Source organism: Pseudomonas sp. KBW05 (genome assembly GCF_003852405.1).
Classification (GTDB): Bacteria; Pseudomonadota; Gammaproteobacteria; order Pseudomonadales; family Pseudomonadaceae; genus Aquipseudomonas.
Genome location: NZ_QAJM01000009.1, coordinates 37297 through 55557 on the forward strand (window position 1 = coordinate 37297; position 18261 = coordinate 55557).

An 18261-nucleotide genomic window follows, 5' to 3' on the forward strand; every position below is an offset into this window, starting at 1 on the left:
CACCCATGACTTTTTGACCTGCGATGACCCATGGCTGACTCCGCTTTCTTCTGCCCCCTGTCCCACGAAGGCGTCCTCGCCGTCCGCGGCGCCGACGCTGCCAAGTTCCTGCAAGGGCAACTGACCTGCAACCTCAATTACCTGAGCGACACCCAGGCCAGCCTCGGCGCGCGCTGCACGCAAAAAGGGCGCATGCAGTCGAGCTTCCGGATCCTGCTGCAAGGTGACGGCGTGTTACTGGCCATGGCCAGCGAACTGCTGGAACCGCAACTGGCCGACCTGAAGAAGTACGCCGTATTCTCCAAATCCAAACTCACCGACGAAAGCGCCGCCTGGGTTCGATTCGGCCTCATCGGTGCGGATCAGGCACTCGCCGCTCTCGGCCTTGAACTGCCCGCCGACACCGACAGCGTTGCACGCACTGAACGCTTGATCGCCATTCGGGTTTCGCCCGACCGCGCCGAACTCTGGGTGCCCGTCGAACAGGCCGATACCGTACGCAGCCAATTGGCGGCACAGCTTAAAGAAACCGATCTGAACGAATGGCTGCTGGGGCAGATCCGCGCCGGCATCGGCCAGGTCATGCCGCAAACCCGCGAGCTGTTCATCCCGCAGATGCTCAACCTGCAGGCCGTCGGTGGCGTCAGCTTCAAGAAAGGCTGCTACACCGGCCAGGAAATCGTCGCGCGCATGCAGTACCTGGGCAAGCTCAAGCGTCGCCTGTATCGCTTGCGCCTTGATGAGGCCGAGATGCCCGAGCCAGGCACCCCACTGTTTTCCCCCAGCCATAACAGTTCGATCGGCGAAGTGGTGATTGCAGCAAAAGCTGACCAGGCGGTTGAACTTTTGGCCGTGTTGCAAGCCGAAGCAGCCGACAGTGGCGATGTGCGCCTCGGCACCCTGGAAGGTCCCGGTTTGCACCTGCTTGACCTGCCTTACACACTCGACCGTGATCGAGAGATCCAGCGTTAGTCGCCGTACCTTTTTGCAACACCCTAGAGATCATGAATGAACAAGCTGGCGGAAAAAGTCCAACAGGCTTTGATTACGGCCATCGATAACGATGACCTGGTTCTGCCGACATTACCGGAAGTGGCGCTGAAAATTCGTCAGGCCGCTGAAGACCCGGAAATCAGCATCAGCCACTTGAGCAAAGTGATCGGGCGCGACACCGCGCTGTCGGCGCGCCTGATCAAAGTGGTCAACAGCCCGTTGTTGCGCGCGACCCAGGAAGTCACCGACCTGCACACCGCCATCACCCGGCTGGGCACCAACTACAGCAGCAACCTGGCCATTGGCCTGGTGATGGAACAGATCTTCCACGCCCGCTCCGAAGCGGTCGAGCAGAAGATGCGCGATGTCTGGCGCCGCAGCCTGGAAGTGGCGGGCGTCAGCTATGCGTTGTGCCGCAGCCACAGCCAGCTCAAGCCGGACCAGGCTGCCCTGGGCGGCCTGGTGCATCAGATTGGCGTGCTGCCGATCCTGACCTATGCCGAAGACCATTACGAACTGCTGTCGGACCCGGTGGCACTCAACCATGTGATCGATAGCATCCACCCGCTGCTCGGCGACAAGCTGCTGCGCGGCTGGGATTTCCCGGAGATGCTGGCCAACCTGCCGGGACAGTACCTGGATATGGAGCGTGACTCCCCTACCCTCGACTACATCGACCTGGTGCAAATCGCCGTGTTGTATTGCTATCGCGGCACTGACCATCCCTTGGCGAATGTCTCGGCCGCCACCCTGCCGGCACTCAAGAAGCTGCGGATCGACCCCTACAGCGAAGCCCTGCGCGCCGAGCTGGATGAAGCACGCTCGATGTTCTACTGATCAGCCGGCGATAAAGCTCACCCGTACCTTCAAGCCCGCCCGCTCGCCATCGTGCAGGCTGATCTGCGCCAGGTGCGCGCGGCAGATCTCGCCGACAATCGCCAGCCCCAGGCCAGACCCCAGGCCCTGCTGGCTGCGTCGGTAGAAGCGCTCGAACACTCGGTCGCGCTCATCCAGCGGGATGCCCGGGCCATCATCTTCCACTTCCAGCACCGCCGGCGCCGTGACCCGCAAGATCACATTGCCACCCGGTGGCGTGTGCGCCAGAGCGTTGTCCACCAGGTTGCTCAACAGCTCGTTCAACAACGTCGGCTCGCCACGCAGCCACACCGGCTCATCGGCTTCCAACGCCAACGCCACGCCACGCGCATGGGCCAAGGGCGCCATGGCCATGCCCAATTCCCGCGCGAGCTGGCTGAGGTCGAGCAACTGCGCACCGCCCTCGGCAATCGCCCGCGCGCCGTTTTCGATACGCGCCAGGGACAACAGTTGATTGGCCAGATGGGTCAGGCGATCGGTACCCTGGGCGGCGCTTTCCAGGGTGCTGCGCCAGGTCGGCGGGTCTTCGGCACGCAGGCCCAGTTCGAGACGGGCCTTCAGCGCGGCCAACGGTGTGCGCAGTTCGTGGGCGGCGTCGGCAATAAACTGCGCCTGGCGCTCGAACTGACCGCGCAGGCGTTCGGTAAAGTGATTGAGGGAACGCACCAGCGGGCCGAGCTCATGCTGCACTTCCACCAGCGGCAACGGCCGCAGGTCGTCGGGTTGGCGCTCTTCCACGGCGGTGCGCAAGCGCTCCAGCGGGCGCAACGCCGCGCTCACGGCGAACCACACCAGCAGCAACGCGCCCACCGCGAGCATGCCCAGGCGCAGCAAAGTGTCGGCCATCAGGCTGCGGGCCATGCTGACGCGCGCTTCATCGGTTTCAGCCACGCGAATTTCCGCCATGCCGTTCATGTTCGGCTCGGAAACCGCCTTGAGCAGGCTCACCACACGCACCGGTTGCCCCTGATACACCGCGTCGTAAAAGCGCGCCAGGGCCGGATAATCGTCGGTGCGCGGCGTACCGGGCGGCGGGCCGGGAAGGTTTTCGTAGCCGGAAATCAGCTTCTGATCAATGTCATTGACCTGGTAATAAATGCGCCCGGCGCTGTCGTAGGCGAAGGTATCCAGCGCCACATAGGGCACGTTGGCGCTGAGGGTGCCGTCGACCTGGGTCAACCCGGCGGCGATGGTCCGCGCCGAGGCGAGCAAGGTGCGGTCGTAGGCAGTGTCCGCCGCCTCGCGCCCGTTCCAATAGGCACTCATACCGCTGGCGAGCATCAACAACACCAGCAATAGCGCCAGATTCCACAGCAGGCGCCAGCGCAGACTGCTGGGTTTATGCATCACGCGCTTCCAGCAAATAGCCGAGGCCACGGAAGGTCACGATGGCGATCGGTTGGCCGTCGAGTTTCTTGCGCAAGCGGTGCACGTAGATTTCGATCGCATCGGGGCTGGCTTCTTCATCCAGGCCGAACACTTGGGACGCCAGTTGCTCTTTACTCATGACCCGCCCCGGACGCGCAATCAGCGCTTCCAGCACTGCTTGCTCGCGGGACGTCAATGTCATCAGCTCGCCACCCACCGTGAAACGGCGAGTGTCGAGGTCGTAGACCAGCACCCCGCACGTCTGCTGGCGCTCGCCGCCCAACACGCTGCGCCGCAGCAGAGCCTTGACCCGGGCCTCCAGCTCAGTCAGCTCGAACGGTTTGGCGAGATAATCGTCCGCACCAAGATTCAGGCCATGCACACGGTCTTTCACGTCACTGCGCGCGGTCAACATCAACACCGGCAGATTTTTCCCACGCGCCCGCAAGCGCGCCAGCACCTCGAAACCGTCCATGCGCGGCAAGCCCACATCCAGGATCGCTGCGGCGTACTCCTCGCTGCTCAAGGCCAGGTCCGCGGCCACCCCATCGTGCAACACATCGACGGTCAAACCCGTGCTCTTGAGCGCCTGGGCGACACTTTCGGCGAGTTGCAGGTGGTCTTCAACCAACAGGACACGCATGGATTTGTACCTCGTTCAGGGGTGGGCGACGCCACGCTTTGGCGGGCAGTTTACAGGCGCCGCCTGCCCTGTGAAGCCCGAAAACATTGAAAGGCCATTGAAAGGTTAGTGAAAGCTTCGCCCTTTAGCATCCAGTCACGGTGGTCTATGCCCACCGAGCTGCCTTCGCGCCGCGCCCGAAAAACGCCTTGAAGCGTTTTCGTCAAAATAAGAACAATAACGGAGTACACCACGATGCTGTCGACACAGCCCCAGGCATTCTCGCCTGTGCGTTTTTCCCGCCTGACCCAGACCGCCCTCGCCAGTGCCGCTGCCCTTGCCGGCTTTTCGCCGCTTAGCCAGGCTGCCTTCTTCGAAGACAGTAGCGGTACCCTGGAAACCCGCAACATGTACTTCAACCGCGACTTCCGCGACGGCACCAGCGCGCAGCAATCCAAGCGCGACGAATGGGCCCAGGGCTTCATGCTCAACCTGCAATCAGGCTACACCGACGGCACCGTCGGCTTTGGCGTGGATGCGCTGGGCATGCTCGGGGTCAAGCTCGACTCCAGCCCCGACCGCACCGGCACCGGCCTGCTGCCGACCCACGATGATGGCCGCGCCGCCAACGAGTACTCCAAGCTGGGCCTGACCGGCAAAGTAAAAATCTCCGCTACTGAACTGAAGATTGGCTCACTGGCCCCCGAACTGCCGATCCTCAAGCCCAACGACGGGCGCATCCTGCCGCAGACCTTCAACGGCGGCCTGATCACCTCCAAGGAATTCAAGAACCTGGTGTTCACCGGTGGCCGCCTGGACAAAGCCAAGGACCGCGACGACAGCAACTACGAAGACATCGCCCTCAACAACAAGAACAGCCGCTTCGTCAGCGGCGCCACCGGCAAGCACTTCAACTTCGGTGGCGTGGACTACAAGTTCGCCGACAAGATCACCGGCAGCTACCACTTCGCCCAACTCGACGACGTGTACCGCCAGCACTTCCTCGGCCTGGTCGCCGCCCGCCCGATGGGCCCCGGCACCTTCGCCACCGACCTGCGCCTGGCGATCAGCGATGACACCGGCAGCGCCCGTGGTGGCAAGATCGACAACAAATCCCTCAACGGCCTGTTCAGCTATGCCCTCAATGGCCATAAGCTCAGCGCCGGCTACCAGCACATGTCCGGCGACAACGCATTTCCGTACGTGGATGGCAGCGACCCGTACCTCGTCAACTTCGTACAGATCAACGACTTTGCCGGCGCCGAAGAACGCTCCTGGCAGGCGCGCTACGACTTCGACTTCGTCAAACTGGGCATCCCCGGCCTGAGCTTCATGAGCCGTTACATCTCGGGTGACAATATCAAGCTCAAGAACGGCGACACCGGCAAAGAGTGGGAACGCAACAGCGAGATCAAGTACGTGGTGCAAAGCGGCACGTTCAAGGATGTGGCCGTGCGCCTGCGCAATGCCACCTACCGCTCCAACTACTCAGCCCGTGATGCGGATGAAATGCGCGTGCTGGTCAGCTACAGCGTCGCCCTTTGGTAAGTAGCCACTCATAACAACAAAGACGGAGATAAAACATGACCCTTTCACTGCGTAAATTGGCCCTCGCCGCCGGCTGCGTACTGTTCGCTGGCCAACTGCTGGCCGCCGAAGAACCCAAGCGCCCGGAATGCATCGCCCCGGCCTCCCCTGGCGGTGGTTTTGACCTGACCTGCAAACTGGCGCAAAGCGCGCTGGTCAACGAGAAGTTGCTGAGCAAGCCGATGCGCGTGACCTACATGCCCGGCGGCGTCGGTGCGGTGGCCTACAACGCCGTGGTCGCCCAGCGCCCTGCGGATGCCGGCACCTTGGTGGCGTGGTCCAGCGGTTCGCTGCTGAACCTGGCCCAGGGCAAATTCGGCCGCTTCGATGAAAGCGCCGTGCGTTGGTTGGCAGCGGTCGGCACCAGCTACGGTGCTATCGCGGTGAAAGCCGACTCGCCCTACAAGACCCTCGACGATCTCGTCAAAGCCCTGAAGAAAGATCCGGGCAGCGTAGTGATCGGTTCCGGCGGCACCGTTGGCAGCCAGGACTGGATGCAAACCGCACTGATCGCCAAGGCCGCCGGGATCAACCCGCGTGAGCTGCGCTACGTGGCGCTTGAAGGCGGCGGCGAAATCGCCACCGCCCTGCTCGGTGGTCACATCCAGGTGGGCAGTACCGACATCTCCGACTCCATGCCACACATCCTCAGCGGTGACATGCGCCTGCTGGCGGTGTTCTCCGAAGAGCGCCTGGACGAGCCGGAAATGAAGAATATTCCTACCGCCAAAGAACAAGGCTACGACATCGTTTGGCCTGTAGTACGTGGCTTCTACCTCGGGCCAAAAGTCAGCGACGCCGACTACGCCTGGTGGAAAGACGCGTTCGACAAACTGCTGGCCTCCGACGAGTTCGCCAAGCTGCGTGACCAGCGCGAGCTGTTCCCGTTCGCCATGACCGGCCCGGAGCTGGACACCTACGTGAAGAAACAGGTGGCTGACTACAAAGTGCTGGCCAAAGAGTTCGGCCTGATCCAGTAACCGCCCCTGCCTGTCACATGGCCACGCCCTCTTCAACCAGGCGGCGTGGCCCAGGAGTTTCACATGCTCTTACAACGCATTTTCGCCAGCATCATGCTGCTGGTCTGTGCCGGTCTCGCGCTGATGGCGTGGCCGTACCAAGCCGCATTTTCCTACGAGCCGGTCGGGCCACGTGCCTACCCGCTGCTGATGCTCGGGCTGATGAGCCTGGGCCTGATCTACATGATCATCCGCCCACAGCCGACCAAACACACCGAAGAAGAACCGGCGCTGGACCGCGAAACCTTGATCAAGATCGGCATCTGCGTCGGCCTGTTGATCGTGTTCGCCGGCACCTTCGAGCCCCTGGGTTTCATCCTCAGCAGCATGCTGATCGGCATCCCCATGGCGCGCCTATATGGCGGCCGCTGGTTGCCGAGCGTGGTGATCGTCAGCCTCATGGCCATCGGCCTGTACCTGCTGTTCGATAAAGCCATGGATGTACCGCTGCCCCTGGGCCTGCTCGACGTTCTGGAGAACTGATATGGATACTTTCAGCTATTTGGGCCAGGGCTTCGGCGTTGCACTGTCCCCTTATAACCTGGTGACCGCGTTGTGCGGCACCTTGATCGGCACCGTGGTCGGCCTGTTACCGGGCCTGGGCCCGATCAACGGCGTGGCGCTGTTGATCCCCATCGCGTTCGCCCTGGGCCTGCCGCCGGAGTCCGCGCTGATCCTGCTGGCGGCCGTGTACCTGGGCTGCGAATACGGCGGCCGGATCAGCTCGATCCTGCTCAACATCCCGGGCGAAGCCTCCACCGTGATGACTACCCTCGACGGTTACCCAATGGCCCGCAAAGGCCTGGCTGGTGTGGCGCTGTCGTTGTCGGCATGGAGTTCGTTCATCGGCGCGTTTATCGCCACCTGCGGCATGGTGTTGTTTGCGCCGTTGCTGGCCAAATGGGCGATTGCCTTCGGCCCTGCGGAATATTTCGTACTGATGGTGTTCGCGATTGTCTGCCTCGGCGGCATGGCCGGTGACAAGCCGTTGAAGACGTTTGTCGCGGCGCTGATCGGACTGTTCCTCTCGGCGGTGGGCATCGACGCCAACAGCGGCGTGTACCGCTTTACTGGCGACAACATCCACCTCACCGACGGCATCCAGTTTGTCGTACTGGTGCTGGGCCTGTTCTCCATCAGCGAGATCCTGTTGCTGCTGGAAAAAACCCACCGTGGCCAGGAAGCGGTGAAAGCTACCGGACGGATGATGTTCAACTTGAAGGAAGCGTCCGCTGTCTTCGTGGTGAATATCCGCTGCGGCCTGCTCGGTTTCATCATGGGCGTGTTGCCGGGTGCCGGCGCCACCTTGGCCTCGGCCGTTGCCTACATGACCGAAAAACGCCTGGCCGGTGCCAGCGGTAAATTCGGCCAGGGCGACATGCGCGGCCTCGCCGCCCCGGAAACCGCGATTGGTGCTTCTGCCTGCGGCGCCCTGGTGCCGATGCTGACCCTCGGCGTACCCGGCTCGGGCACCACGGCGGTGATGATCGGCGCGCTGTCGCTGTACAACATCACCCCCGGCCCGCTGCTGTTCCAACAGCAACCCGACATCGTCTGGGGCCTGATCGCGTCGTTGTTTATCGCCAACATCATGCTGGTGATCCTCAACATCCCGATGATCCGCATCTTCACGCGCATCCTTGCCGTGCCGAACTGGGCGCTGGTGCCAGTGATCGCGATCATCACCGCGATTGGTGTATACGCGGTTCACGCCACCACCTTCGACCTGTTCCTGATGGTCGGCATCGGCATCTTCGGCTACATCCTGCGCAAGCTCGACTTCCCGCTGTCGCCGGTGCTGCTGGGCTTTATCCTCGGTGGCCTGATGGAGCAGAACCTGCGCCGGGCGCTGTCGATTTCCAACGGTGCGCTGGACATCCTCTGGTCGAGCCCGATCACCTTTGGGGTGTGGGTCCTGACCGCGCTGATGCTGGCCTTCCCACTGGTGCGCATCTATCGCAAACGTGCCTTGCAGCGTCGTGCCGTGGCCGATGTCTGAGGTCACCTTTAAACATTGGTGGGGAACACCGCTGGTCGGCCTGGCCGGCGGTTACCTGGCCAGCCTCGTCGGCTGGCCTTTGCCGTACATGGTCGGCTCGTTGCTGGCGATCATCCTGGTGCGTTGCCTCACGCCGTGGCAGTTGGCGGAAATTCCCGGCGGGCGCAAATGCGGCCAATGGGTAGTGGGCATCGGCATCGGCCTGCACTTCACCCCCGTGGTGATCGAGCAAGTGATGAGCCACTTCGGGCTGATCTTCTTTGGCGCGCTGGTCACCAGCCTGTCGAGCGTGGTCGGCGTGTGGCTGATGCGGCGCAGCGGAGAAGACCGCGCCACCGCGTTTTTCTCCAGCATGCCCGGCGGTTCCGGCGAGATGGTCAACCTCGGCGCACGCAATGGCGCGGTGCTCAGCCGTGTCGCGGCGGGGCAGAGTCTGCGGGTGTTGGTGGTGGTGTTGTGTGTGCCGGCGATCTTCAAGTATGTGCTTGAAGGCGGCGCGCCGCAGTTTCATCCGGCGCCGGTGAGTTGGCCTTGGCTGTTGGCGTTGTTTCCACTTGGCGCGTTGGTGGCCTGGGGTTGGCAGCGTTTACGTCAGCCGAATCCGTGGTTGTTCGGACCGTTGCTGGTGAGTGCGACGGCCAGTGTTGTGTGGGATCTGCATATCGGCCTGCCCGATGGCGGCAGCCAGATCGGCCAATGGTTGATCGGCAGCGGTTTGGGCTGCCACTTCAATCGGCAGTTCTTTCGCCGGGCGCCGTCGTTCATGGGCCGCACCTTGATCGGCACTGCGCTGACCATGGCGCTGGCGACGTTGGCGGCGGTGGGGCTGAGCGCGCTGACTCATCTGGACTTGCGCTCGTTGACCCTGGGCATGATGCCCGGCGGGATTGCCGAGATGAGCCTTACGGCAGAGACCCTGCAATTGTCGGTGCCGTTGGTGACGGCGATGCAGGTGATGCGCTTGTTGTTTGTGTTGTTTCTGGCTGAACCACTATTCCGACACTGGAACCGCCAGCCGGAAAAGCTTTAAAAACGTCACACCGTTCAAATGTGGGAGCGGGCTTGCTCGCGAATGCAGTGTGTCAGTCACTGAAAATGTTGACTGATGCACCGCTTTCGCGAGCAAGCCCGCTCCCACATTCGATTGCGGTTAACTGTTATACCGACGGCAACCGCCACTCAATCGCCGTCTCGCCATTCTGCTCAAGAAACTTGTTGGTACGGCTGAAATGCCCGCAACCCAAAAACCCGCGATACGCCGACAACGGTGACGGATGCACCGAGGTCAGCACCAGGTGCTTGGTGGCATCGATCAGCTTCTGCTTGCCTTGGGCATGGGCGCCCCACAGCAAAAATACCAGGTGCGGCTGATGCGCGCTGACCACTTCGATAATCCGATCAGTAAAGAACTGCCAGCCCTTGCCCGCATGGGCGTTGGCGTTGGCGCGTTCCACGGTCATGGTGGTGTTGAGCAGCAACACGCCCTGGTCGGCCCAGCTTTGCAGGCAACCGTGGTTGGGGATGTCGATGTTCAGGTCGCGTTTGAGTTCTTTATAGATATTGAGCAGCGACGGCGGCGTTGGGATGCCCGGTTGCACAGAGAAGCAAAGACCATGGGCCTGGCCGGGGCCGTGGTACGGGTCCTGGCCGAGGATCACCACCTTGACCTTGTCCAGCGGCGTGGAGTTGAGCGCGTTGAAAATCAGCGGGCCGGGCGGATAGATCTCTTTGCCGGCCGCATGTTCATCGCGCAGGAACTCGCGTAACTGGTTCATATATGGTTGCTCGAACTCATCGCGCAGGGCGTGCTTCCAGGTGGGTTCGAGTTTGATACGGTCGCCTTCGGTCATGTTGGAATGGTCTTGTCAAAAAGAATGAGGCGAACCCTAGGAAAGCCGACCCCGCTTGTCAATTGATCTGACACACCACCAGCACTTTCCTACGAAGCGATCATACTCATCCTCTACCTTCCCGAATGAGGTCACGATGAACCTGCACTTCGAAGAGCTGACCGGCAGCGACGGTGCCCGCATCGGTATCGCCAGCCTGGACGCAGAAAAATCCCTCAACGCCCTTTCCTTGCCGATGATCCTGGCCCTGGACGAGCGCCTGGACAGTTGGGCGAAAGACCCGAATATCGTTTGCGTACTGCTGCGCGGCAATGGGCCCAAGGCCTTTTGCGCCGGAGGCGAAGTGCGCAGCCTCGCGATGGAATGCCGTGAGCAACCCGGTGTTGTACCGGCGCTTGCTGCACAATTTTTTGCGGCGGAATATCGCCTCGACTATCGCCTGCATACCTACCCAAAACCGGTGATCTGCTGGGGCCACGGCTACGTGCTCGGTGGAGGCATGGGCCTGTTGCAAAGTGCATCGGTACGCATCGTCACGCCGAGCAGCCGCCTGGCCATGCCCGAGATCAGCATCGGCCTGTACCCGGATGTGGGCGCCAGTTGGTTTTTGTCGCGCCTGCCGGGCAAGCTCGGGTTGTTCCTCGGCCTGACCGGTGCGCATATCAACGGTCGTGATGCCTTGGACCTGGGCCTGGCCGACCGCTTCCTAGGCGATGACCAGCAAGATGAGTTGATCGACGGTTTGCTGCAATTGAACTGGCAGGAACAAACGCCGATGCAGCTCAACAGCCTGCTCAAGGCCCTGGCCCAGGAGGCGCTCAGCCAGCAACCCGAAGCGCAGTGGCTGCCGCGTCGGGCACAGATCGACGAATGGCTGGATGTCGGCGATGTACGCTGCGCCTGGCGCGCCTTGAGCCAGTTGCGCGACCACAACGACCCGCTGTTCAGCCGCGCCGGCAAGACCCTGAGCGAAGGCTGCCAGTTGACCGCGCACCTGGTGTGGGAACAGCTCCAGCGTGGCCGTCAGTTGTCCCTCGCCCAGGTGTTCCAGATGGAATACACCGTGAGCCTGAACTGCTGCCGCCACCCGGAATTTGCCGAAGGGGTACGCGCGCGGCTGATCGACAAGGATCAGCAGCCCCATTGGCATTGGCCGGATGTGAATACGGTGCCCCAAGCGGTGGTGCAGGCGCATTTCCACAAAGCGTGGGAAGGCCGGCACCCCCTGGCGGATTTATCTGAGCGTTAACGGTGCCCGCGATGGCCGCCGTCACCACGCCCGCCTCGGTCGTGACCACCGCGATTGTCCCAACCCTGGTTCGGGTAAGGCCGGTAACCGGGCCGTGGATAATAACGCGGCGCTGGCTGGTAATAACGCGGTGCCGCTTGATAGTAGCGTGGCGCAGAATAGTAGCGCGGAGCAGGATAGTAGCGCGGTGCTGGCGTGTAATAGCTGCGCCCATAGTAGGAAGAACCGCCGCCGTAGTAATACGCTGGCGCCGGGGTGGTGTAGACCTCGGAGCGATAGTAGGTGCCGCCACCGTCGTAATAGGGCACACACGCGGACAAGGTCAGGCCGAGCAAGGCAGTGAGTAGCAGTCGTCGATACATGGCGGCCTCCTGGACCGCGGAAGAGCTCCTCCAGCGACGCTGGGGGGCGGCATTCAGCTTTCACCGAATGACGAAATATCTGACATCAAAAACCGAATCTGGTGCGTTTTTGACACAGCTTGAAACACGTAGATCGGACGACCGGAGGGCCTTGGTTTTCCCGCCCGTTTGGCACCTGACGCGGCGACGCTGTATCGTGCCACCCCACCGAGATCCAGCCTGAACCGAGCCATGACCACGCCAACCCTCTGCCCCGCCTGCGGCGCCCGCAACGACTGCACCCTGGCCGACCCACGCACGGCCGACCAAGCGTGTTGGTGCTACGGCGTCAGCATCGACCCGGCCGTGCTTGAGGCGTTGCCCGATGCGTTGCGCAACCAGGCTTGCCTGTGCCCACGGTGTGCTCAAGTGGACGCGCAATTGCGCGGCGATGAACAGCCGTAATGCGTGTTGATCGGTTCCTCAGCAACCTGCCGCGTTTCAATCGCCAGCAGGTGCGCGTATTGCTGGTTGAACGGCGTGTGACGGTGGATGGCGTGGCGGTCAGCGATCCCCATCACGAGGTGCGCGAATTCAGCCGTGTGTGTGTCGACGATGAGGTGTTGCAGGCCGGCAAACCGGCGCGCTACTTCATGCTGCACAAGCCGCAGGGGTGTGTGAGCGCCACGTCGGACCCACAACACCCGACCGTCCTCGACCTGCTGGATGTGCCGGACAAAGGTGAGCTGCACATCGCCGGCCGTCTGGATTTCAACACCACCGGTCTGATGCTGATCACCAATGACGGCCAGTGGTCGCGGCGCCTGACGCAACCGCAGACCAAACTGCCCAAGGTTTACCTGGTGGAGACCGAGCAAACGATCGGCCCCGAATATGCCGCGACATTTGCCGCCGGCCTGTACTTTGCCTTTGAAGACCTCACCACCCAACCTGCCACCCTGGAGCTGCTGGGGCCAAGGGCGGCGCGATTGGGCATTGTCGAAGGGCGCTACCATCAGGTGAAGCGCATGTTCGGGCATTTCGACAACAAGGTGATCGGCCTGCATCGCGAACGGATGGGGCCTCTGGTGTTGGATGCGAACCTTGCGCCGGGGGAGTATCGGGCACTGACCGACGACGAGATCCGACAGGTCTGACGACCGTTCAGCCGGTGATGGCAAAAAACCAGTTTGGCGCCTTGCGAGGTGGCGCCTGTGCTGCTTGAATCAAACCGTCAGCCGAAATATGACTGGCGAGTCGCCTATAACCTCCAAGAAACACTTTGCCCCCGCCCGCGCTTGATCTACGGGCCTTCCAGGCAAAACCGCCCGCCATAACAACAGCCGTCGACCAGCCGTCATCGGATCGACATGGGCCTCCCTTTTCCAGGCGTATGCCTACCTGTCACAAAGCTCGTGCAGAGTTATCTGCGCGCCCTACCCGCTTGCCAGGAGTCTTACGACATGAGGCCAGAAATCGCTGTGTTGGATATACAGGGTCAGTATCGGGTTTACACGGAGTTCTATCGCGCGGACGCTGCTGCAAAGACCATCATCATGGTCAATGGCTCCATGGCCACCACGGCATCCTTCGCCCAAACCGTGAAAAGCCTGCACCCGCAATTCAATGTGGTTTTGTACGACCAGCCCTACGCTGGCCGTTCCAAAATCCATAACCGCCATGAGCAAATGCTGACGAAGGACATCGAAGGCCAGATCCTCCTGGAACTCATCGACCACTTCGCCGCCGAACACGTGCTGTCGTTCTCCTGGGGCGGCGCCGCCACCCTGGTCGCCCTCGCCCACCGCCCGCGGCGCGTGGAGAAAGCGGTGATCAGCTCGTTCTCACCGGTCATCAACACGCCCATGCGTGACTACCTTGAACGTGGCGTTGACTACCTCGGCAACCTCGACCGCGACCGCGTCGGGCACCTCGTCAACAACACCATCGGCAAACACCTGCCGTCGTTGTTCAAGCGCTTCAACTACAAGCATGTGAGCAGCCTGGCCGAGCACGAATATGGGCAGATGCACTTCCACATCAGCCAAGTGCTCAACAGCGATCGGCTGTGCTACCTCAAGGCGGCCAAGCAGATCGACATTCCGGTGCTGTTCTTGAACGGCGAATGGGACGAATACACCAGCGCCCAGGACGCCAAGCTGTTCGGCCAGCATGTGGCCCACAGCAGCTTCAGCACCATCCAGGCAACGGGGCACTTCCTGGACATGGAGCACAAGGCCGCGTGCCGGGACAGCCGGGAGGCCGTTGTTGGGTTTCTGAAGTCGCAGCGGCCGGTCAGTCGATTGCGTTATCACCAAGGTCAGACTCAACATGCCTTTGCGATCTAATTGTGTGGGAGCTGGCTTGCCTGCTCCCACATAGGCATGTAACCCACACATTTTTGAAGAAAAACTTCAAATCCGGGTGAACATCTGGTACAAAGTCAGCCGCTCTGAGCGGGTATAGTTTAATGGTAGAACAGTAGCTTCCCAAGCTTCCGACGAGGGTTCGATTCCCTCTACCCGCTCCACCTTTTCAATCCCTCGTTATCCCTCCCCCTCCCGAAACGCCCCAATCCCCCGAAAACACTGAACAAACTCAACTCCCCGCTGATCCCTTCTATTCCCATCCATACCCCCATTGCCCTTGATTCCGTGTATGGCGAGATGTATGGTGCCGAACACTTCGAACCAAACCATACAAAAACCAACCATGAAACGATCCGAAATCAAGCGTCGGCCATTGGCTGATACGGTGCTGGCCTCCCTGGAGCCAGAGGAAAAGGAATACCGCGAGAACTATGGAATTGACCGGCTTTATTTCGTGGTCAGCAGCACCGGCCGCAAGCGCTGGGAGCTGCGATTCAAGAAGCCCGACGGCAAGTGGGGCTGGCACGGCCTGGGTTCGTATCCTGATGTCACTGCCAAAAAGGCCAGGGACAAGGCTCAGGAAGCCCAGCGACTGAACGCCGATGGCGTTGATCCCATCACCCACAAGGCAAACATCAAGGCGTCCAGAGATGCAGCCCAGGCGAACACGTTCAAGGCTGCCGCCGATCTGTGGTTGGAAAAGAAGGTCAAGGACGGCCGGGCCGAGAAGACGCTCGCCGGGATCAACGGTGCTCTGACCAACGACATACTCCCCGCCCTGGGCAGTAAGCCGCTGAACAAGATCACACGCGCCGACTGCGCCAACCTCCAGGCGAGTATCGAGAGCCGTGGTGCCCACAACACCGCCGAGAAGGTGCGCGTGTGGGTCAACCAGATATTCGGCCTGGCCATCGCCAGGGGCATGACTGAGAACAACCCGGCCAGCAACCTGATAGACATTGCCGAGAAGGCGCCAGCGGAAACGCAGTACCCACACCTGGTGGAAGCTGAGCTGCCGGAATTTCTGTGTGCCCTTGAGGCGTCGAGTAGCGGCACGATTGTACGCACGGCGTCATGGCTCACCCTGCTGACGGCTTCGCGCCCGGGCATGACGCGCTGGGCGGAATGGAGCGAGGTGGATATAGAGGGTGCATTGTGGACCGTGCCAGCCGTGAAGATGAAGATGCGCCGCGACCACGTCGTGCCGCTCCCCGTCCAGGCGGTCGAGATGATCAAGGACCTCCAGCGGCTTACCGGACGATCCCGCTACCTGTTCCCCTCCAGCGGCGAAAAGGTTCCGGTCATCTCTGATGCATCGATCAACAAGTGCTTCGCGCTGATCGGCTACAAAGGCCGCATGACCGGCCACGGCAGCCGGCACACCTGCGAAACACTGCTGTCCGAATTCGGATGGGACGAGAATTGGCGCGACATGCACCTGGCTCATAAGAAGGCGGGACTCAAGGGCGTCTACGACAAGGCGACGTATCTACCCCAGAGGCGGAAGATGGTGCAGTGGTACGCCGATTACCTCGACGCACTGCGGGAAGGCATGACAGACAGCAAACGGGCCGAGTTCAAAAGCAAGGTGAACGCCGGGTAATCCGGCGCCACCTCCCCTGCGCTACCCCCTCGCCGGCGGGCGTGTAGCATTCCGCCATCCAACAAACTACAGTTCACCCCTATGAAAATTCGCAAGGAGCATGCAATGACCTCTTTCATCACTCGTGTCATCACCGCGCTAAAGAACTCGCCTAAGAAAACCGACGAAGCCATGCGCGCCGAGTTCATGGATGAGCAGGTAAATCGAGACGGCGCGAGCACGATCAATTTCACCCGAGACAAAGACGGCGCCTTTGCAGACGCCGCCATCGAGGCTGATTATCGAAATTGGGTACGGCTCTACATGTCGGTGTAACGATATCTAAACCAACTAACCGATTCGCTCAATCGTCAACCTTGAGTCGTATGTTGCGTGCCCAAAGTTAGCTGTCGTGGCGAAGATGAACCCTACAAACGAAATAGTGTTCGCCGCATTCAGCTCAACTTCGTAATCGAAGTTGAACACCATCACGTTAGAAGAGAACCCAGCAGCCGCCTGAAGCACCACAGCAACGTTGTTAATGCGCAACTCGGCATAGCTGCTGGTAGCGCTGTAGCCAGGCGCCGTAAACACCAGTACGGCCTTGATTCGATACAGCCCCTGCTGTGTAGCGGGAACAGTAAAGACGCCGCTTGGCACGTCGTAAGCGAGATGGTCATCCCGCACCACCGTAGCAAACATGATCGGGGTACCCGTGTTGACCGCAAGCACCTGAAGAGCCCCCACCCTTCTTACGCTGGTATAAATCGGGCCTGGGTTGTTGATGTTCTTGAAGTTGCGCCTAATACCTGCGCCAGTGCAGTCATGGACCCACAGTAGCGCTGGCTGCTTGTCGGCTTCATCCGAAAGAACCATCGGGCCATAATCGCCAGGGCAGTACATGTCGCGTAGAACGTTTTGCCCAACCGCGCCATACACATAAACGCGGCAATCAATGATTCCGTCCGAAATGTTTACGCCTTTCGTGCGCTCAAGAAAGATAGCGCCGCCACCGGTAGTGTTGTTCGCATAGAAGTTGGTGCCCGTGATCGACAGGCCGTTTATCACATCGCTCATGTACAGGTTGTACTGGACGTTGTGATTGATGTTGCCGCCAGCGATACCGCCGTGGGCGTGATTGACGCCGCCAAAGGACTGCAACCCGTCTTTGTCGTTATCAACGATCTGAGGATTCACAATCCGAACGTTGCCAGCAGTGGTTTTCATGCCGAATTCAGAGCACTGCGTAAAGTGCGGATTGGTGATGGTCATGTACTCGGCGCCCGGAAGATCTTCGTACCCCTTGTAGCAACGGTGCCCACCACAGTCGATCATCCGGCCACCCTCGTAGCGCTGAACACCGACGTTCCCGGACATGTAGAAGCCATGGCCCGGCATATCGAAGGCGGTGATCCCATGCACCAAGAACCGTTTGGACGAATTGACCTCAATGCCTTTCTGGGTTCCTACCGCCTTCCCTGTACCCTGAATGACTGCCGGGCCGATAACTCCCGTATCGTGCGACTGGTACATAAAGCACATGGTTCCGCCATAGGTGCCGGGGTAAAGCTTCGACCCGGCAAGCAACCAGATCTGCCCTGGCCCTGGGATGAACTGCCCCTGCACAAGGCAAGTCACGCCGCGCGCGTCGATGATGCCAGGGCCCGAAGCAGACGCGGCCTGAAAGGCTGCAAGGTTGTTTGTAGTCAGATCTTCAACGATTGCACCGTACATGCGGATGTTGCGGCTACGACGCATGGCCAGGGCCAGGCTATTGGGAACGCCTGGTGCGGCCCAGTCAAAACCAATCGCCGCCGCACCGGCAGGACTGGAAAGATACTGAACCGTTTTGACATCGTTATTTGGGTCCAGGTAGGCGATATTTGATGCGCTGTTGATCGGCCCTTGGCCGCTCGATAGCACCAATGCAATCTGGTCCTTGACGTCTTTCCAGTTCGTGGCAGCGTTATCAACCTTATTGGCCGAAGCCAGGTTGATGATCCCGTTACCCTTGGCCCGGTAAAAGCCATTGCCGTCCACGTCGAAAAAGCCCAGCGATAGAGCCCTGGCGCTGTATCGCAACAACTGTTTGAGGGCCTGCCAGATCCTGTCGAAGTCACGGTTGACGGTGCTCGACAGGAAGTCGCCGTTTTCCTGATAGTCGTTCAGGCGCTGAAACGGGACGTCCAATTGCAGCAGCAGGGCCCCCAGGGGCGCGACAGTAAATGTGATTGTGCTTTGGGGGGCGCCAATTCCTGAAACGGTGAAGCCTGACGTCACCTCAACGTCGTTCAGGTAGACCTTGAGGTCGGCAGCCCCCAGCAGCAGGAACGGAATGGTATAGACGGTTGCGATCCCGTTGGCGGCATAACGCTTTTCGGTTGGCCCTTCTGGAACTGCCATGAC

At 60.8% G+C, this 18261-nt stretch carries 18 protein-coding genes and 1 tRNA gene; 14 read left to right on the plus strand and 5 right to left on the minus strand.

What is annotated here, in order from left to right; genetic code table 11:
- Positions 1-30: 30 nt before the first annotated feature.
- Both DBR46_RS08800 and DBR46_RS08805 read left to right on the plus strand, forming a co-directional pair.
- The gene (locus DBR46_RS08800) at positions 31-972 is read left to right on the plus strand and encodes a folate-binding protein YgfZ (RefSeq protein ID WP_124525848.1); all 942 of its coding nucleotides are present in this window, start codon (positions 31-33) and stop codon (positions 970-972) included.
- A 36-nt stretch (positions 973-1008) separates the two neighbouring features.
- Positions 1009-1830, plus strand: a complete 822-nt coding sequence (locus DBR46_RS08805) for an HDOD domain-containing protein (protein ID WP_124525849.1) — start codon at positions 1009-1011, stop codon at positions 1828-1830.
- Here the strand turns inward: DBR46_RS08805 and DBR46_RS08810 are convergent, their stop codons facing one another.
- Entirely contained in the window at positions 1831-3216 is a 1386-nt protein-coding gene (locus tag DBR46_RS08810) for a sensor histidine kinase (RefSeq protein WP_124525850.1), read from the minus strand.
- Entirely contained in the window at positions 3209-3880 is a 672-nt protein-coding gene (locus tag DBR46_RS08815) for a response regulator (RefSeq protein ID WP_017736361.1), read from the minus strand. Before DBR46_RS08815 ends, DBR46_RS08810 begins: the two co-directional genes overlap by 8 nt.
- A gap of 234 nt (positions 3881-4114) precedes the next feature.
- Here DBR46_RS08815 and DBR46_RS08820 point away from each other — a divergent pair, with 234 nt between their 5' ends.
- The 5 genes from DBR46_RS08820 to DBR46_RS08840 all read left to right on the plus strand — a co-directional run bounded on the left by DBR46_RS08820 (position 4115) and on the right by DBR46_RS08840 (position 9494).
- Positions 4115-5407, plus strand: coding sequence for an OprD family porin (locus DBR46_RS08820; RefSeq protein ID WP_124525851.1), 1293 nt, complete (start codon positions 4115-4117; stop codon positions 5405-5407).
- 35 nt (positions 5408-5442) lie between these two features.
- Positions 5443-6426, plus strand: coding sequence for a tripartite tricarboxylate transporter substrate binding protein (locus DBR46_RS08825; RefSeq protein ID WP_124525852.1), 984 nt, complete (start codon positions 5443-5445; stop codon positions 6424-6426).
- A gap of 63 nt (positions 6427-6489) precedes the next feature.
- Complete coding sequence (locus DBR46_RS08830; RefSeq protein WP_124525853.1) at positions 6490-6948, plus strand: tripartite tricarboxylate transporter TctB family protein; 459 nt, start codon at positions 6490-6492, stop codon at positions 6946-6948.
- A gap of 1 nt (position 6949) precedes the next feature.
- Complete coding sequence (locus DBR46_RS08835) at positions 6950-8464, plus strand: tripartite tricarboxylate transporter permease (RefSeq protein ID WP_124525854.1); 1515 nt, start codon at positions 6950-6952, stop codon at positions 8462-8464.
- Positions 8457-9494: an AbrB family transcriptional regulator gene (locus tag DBR46_RS08840; RefSeq protein ID WP_124525855.1), complete on the plus strand. Its 1038-nt coding sequence runs from the start codon at positions 8457-8459 to the stop codon at positions 9492-9494. The genes DBR46_RS08835 and DBR46_RS08840 overlap by 8 nt, the downstream gene beginning before the upstream one ends.
- 127 nt (positions 9495-9621) lie before the next feature.
- Here the strand turns inward: DBR46_RS08840 and ung are convergent, their stop codons facing one another.
- Positions 9622-10314, minus strand: coding sequence for a uracil-DNA glycosylase (gene ung / locus DBR46_RS08845; protein ID WP_124525856.1), 693 nt, complete (start codon positions 10312-10314; stop codon positions 9622-9624).
- Between the two features lie 136 nt (positions 10315-10450).
- Here ung and DBR46_RS08850 point away from each other — a divergent pair, with 136 nt between their 5' ends.
- Complete coding sequence (locus tag DBR46_RS08850; RefSeq protein WP_124525857.1) at positions 10451-11563, plus strand: enoyl-CoA hydratase/isomerase family protein; 1113 nt, start codon at positions 10451-10453, stop codon at positions 11561-11563.
- Here the strand turns inward: DBR46_RS08850 and DBR46_RS08855 are convergent.
- The gene (locus DBR46_RS08855; protein WP_124525858.1) at positions 11560-11925 is read right to left on the minus strand and encodes a hypothetical protein; all 366 of its coding nucleotides are present in this window, start codon (positions 11923-11925) and stop codon (positions 11560-11562) included. The two genes, DBR46_RS08850 and DBR46_RS08855, sit on opposite strands and share 4 nt — an antisense overlap.
- A gap of 231 nt (positions 11926-12156) precedes the next feature.
- Here DBR46_RS08855 and DBR46_RS08860 point away from each other — a divergent pair, with 231 nt between their 5' ends.
- From DBR46_RS08860 to DBR46_RS08885, 6 genes are all read left to right on the plus strand, one after another.
- Complete coding sequence (locus DBR46_RS08860) at positions 12157-12369, plus strand: cysteine-rich CWC family protein (RefSeq protein WP_124525859.1); 213 nt, start codon at positions 12157-12159, stop codon at positions 12367-12369.
- The gene (locus tag DBR46_RS08865; protein WP_124525860.1) at positions 12369-13061 is read left to right on the plus strand and encodes a 16S rRNA pseudouridine(516) synthase; all 693 of its coding nucleotides are present in this window, start codon (positions 12369-12371) and stop codon (positions 13059-13061) included. Before DBR46_RS08860 ends, DBR46_RS08865 begins: the two co-directional genes overlap by 1 nt.
- Positions 13062-13367: 306 nt before the next feature.
- On the plus strand, positions 13368-14252 hold the full coding sequence (locus tag DBR46_RS08870; protein ID WP_124525861.1) for an alpha/beta fold hydrolase: 885 nt from the start codon (positions 13368-13370) through the stop codon (positions 14250-14252).
- A gap of 108 nt (positions 14253-14360) precedes the next feature.
- Positions 14361-14434: transfer RNA gene (locus DBR46_RS08875), tRNA-Gly, on the plus strand.
- 182 nt (positions 14435-14616) lie between these two features.
- Complete coding sequence (locus DBR46_RS08880; protein WP_124525862.1) at positions 14617-15876, plus strand: integrase arm-type DNA-binding domain-containing protein; 1260 nt, start codon at positions 14617-14619, stop codon at positions 15874-15876.
- Between the two features lie 105 nt (positions 15877-15981).
- Entirely contained in the window at positions 15982-16191 is a 210-nt protein-coding gene (locus tag DBR46_RS08885; RefSeq protein WP_124525863.1) for a hypothetical protein, read from the plus strand.
- Positions 16192-16206: 15 nt separating this feature from the next.
- Here DBR46_RS08885 and DBR46_RS08890 read toward each other — a convergent pair whose 3' ends face one another.
- Positions 16207-18258 (minus strand): hypothetical protein, encoded by a 2052-nt coding sequence (locus DBR46_RS08890; protein ID WP_124525864.1) that lies wholly within the window; start codon positions 18256-18258, stop codon positions 16207-16209.
- Positions 18259-18261: the final 3 nt, after the last annotated feature.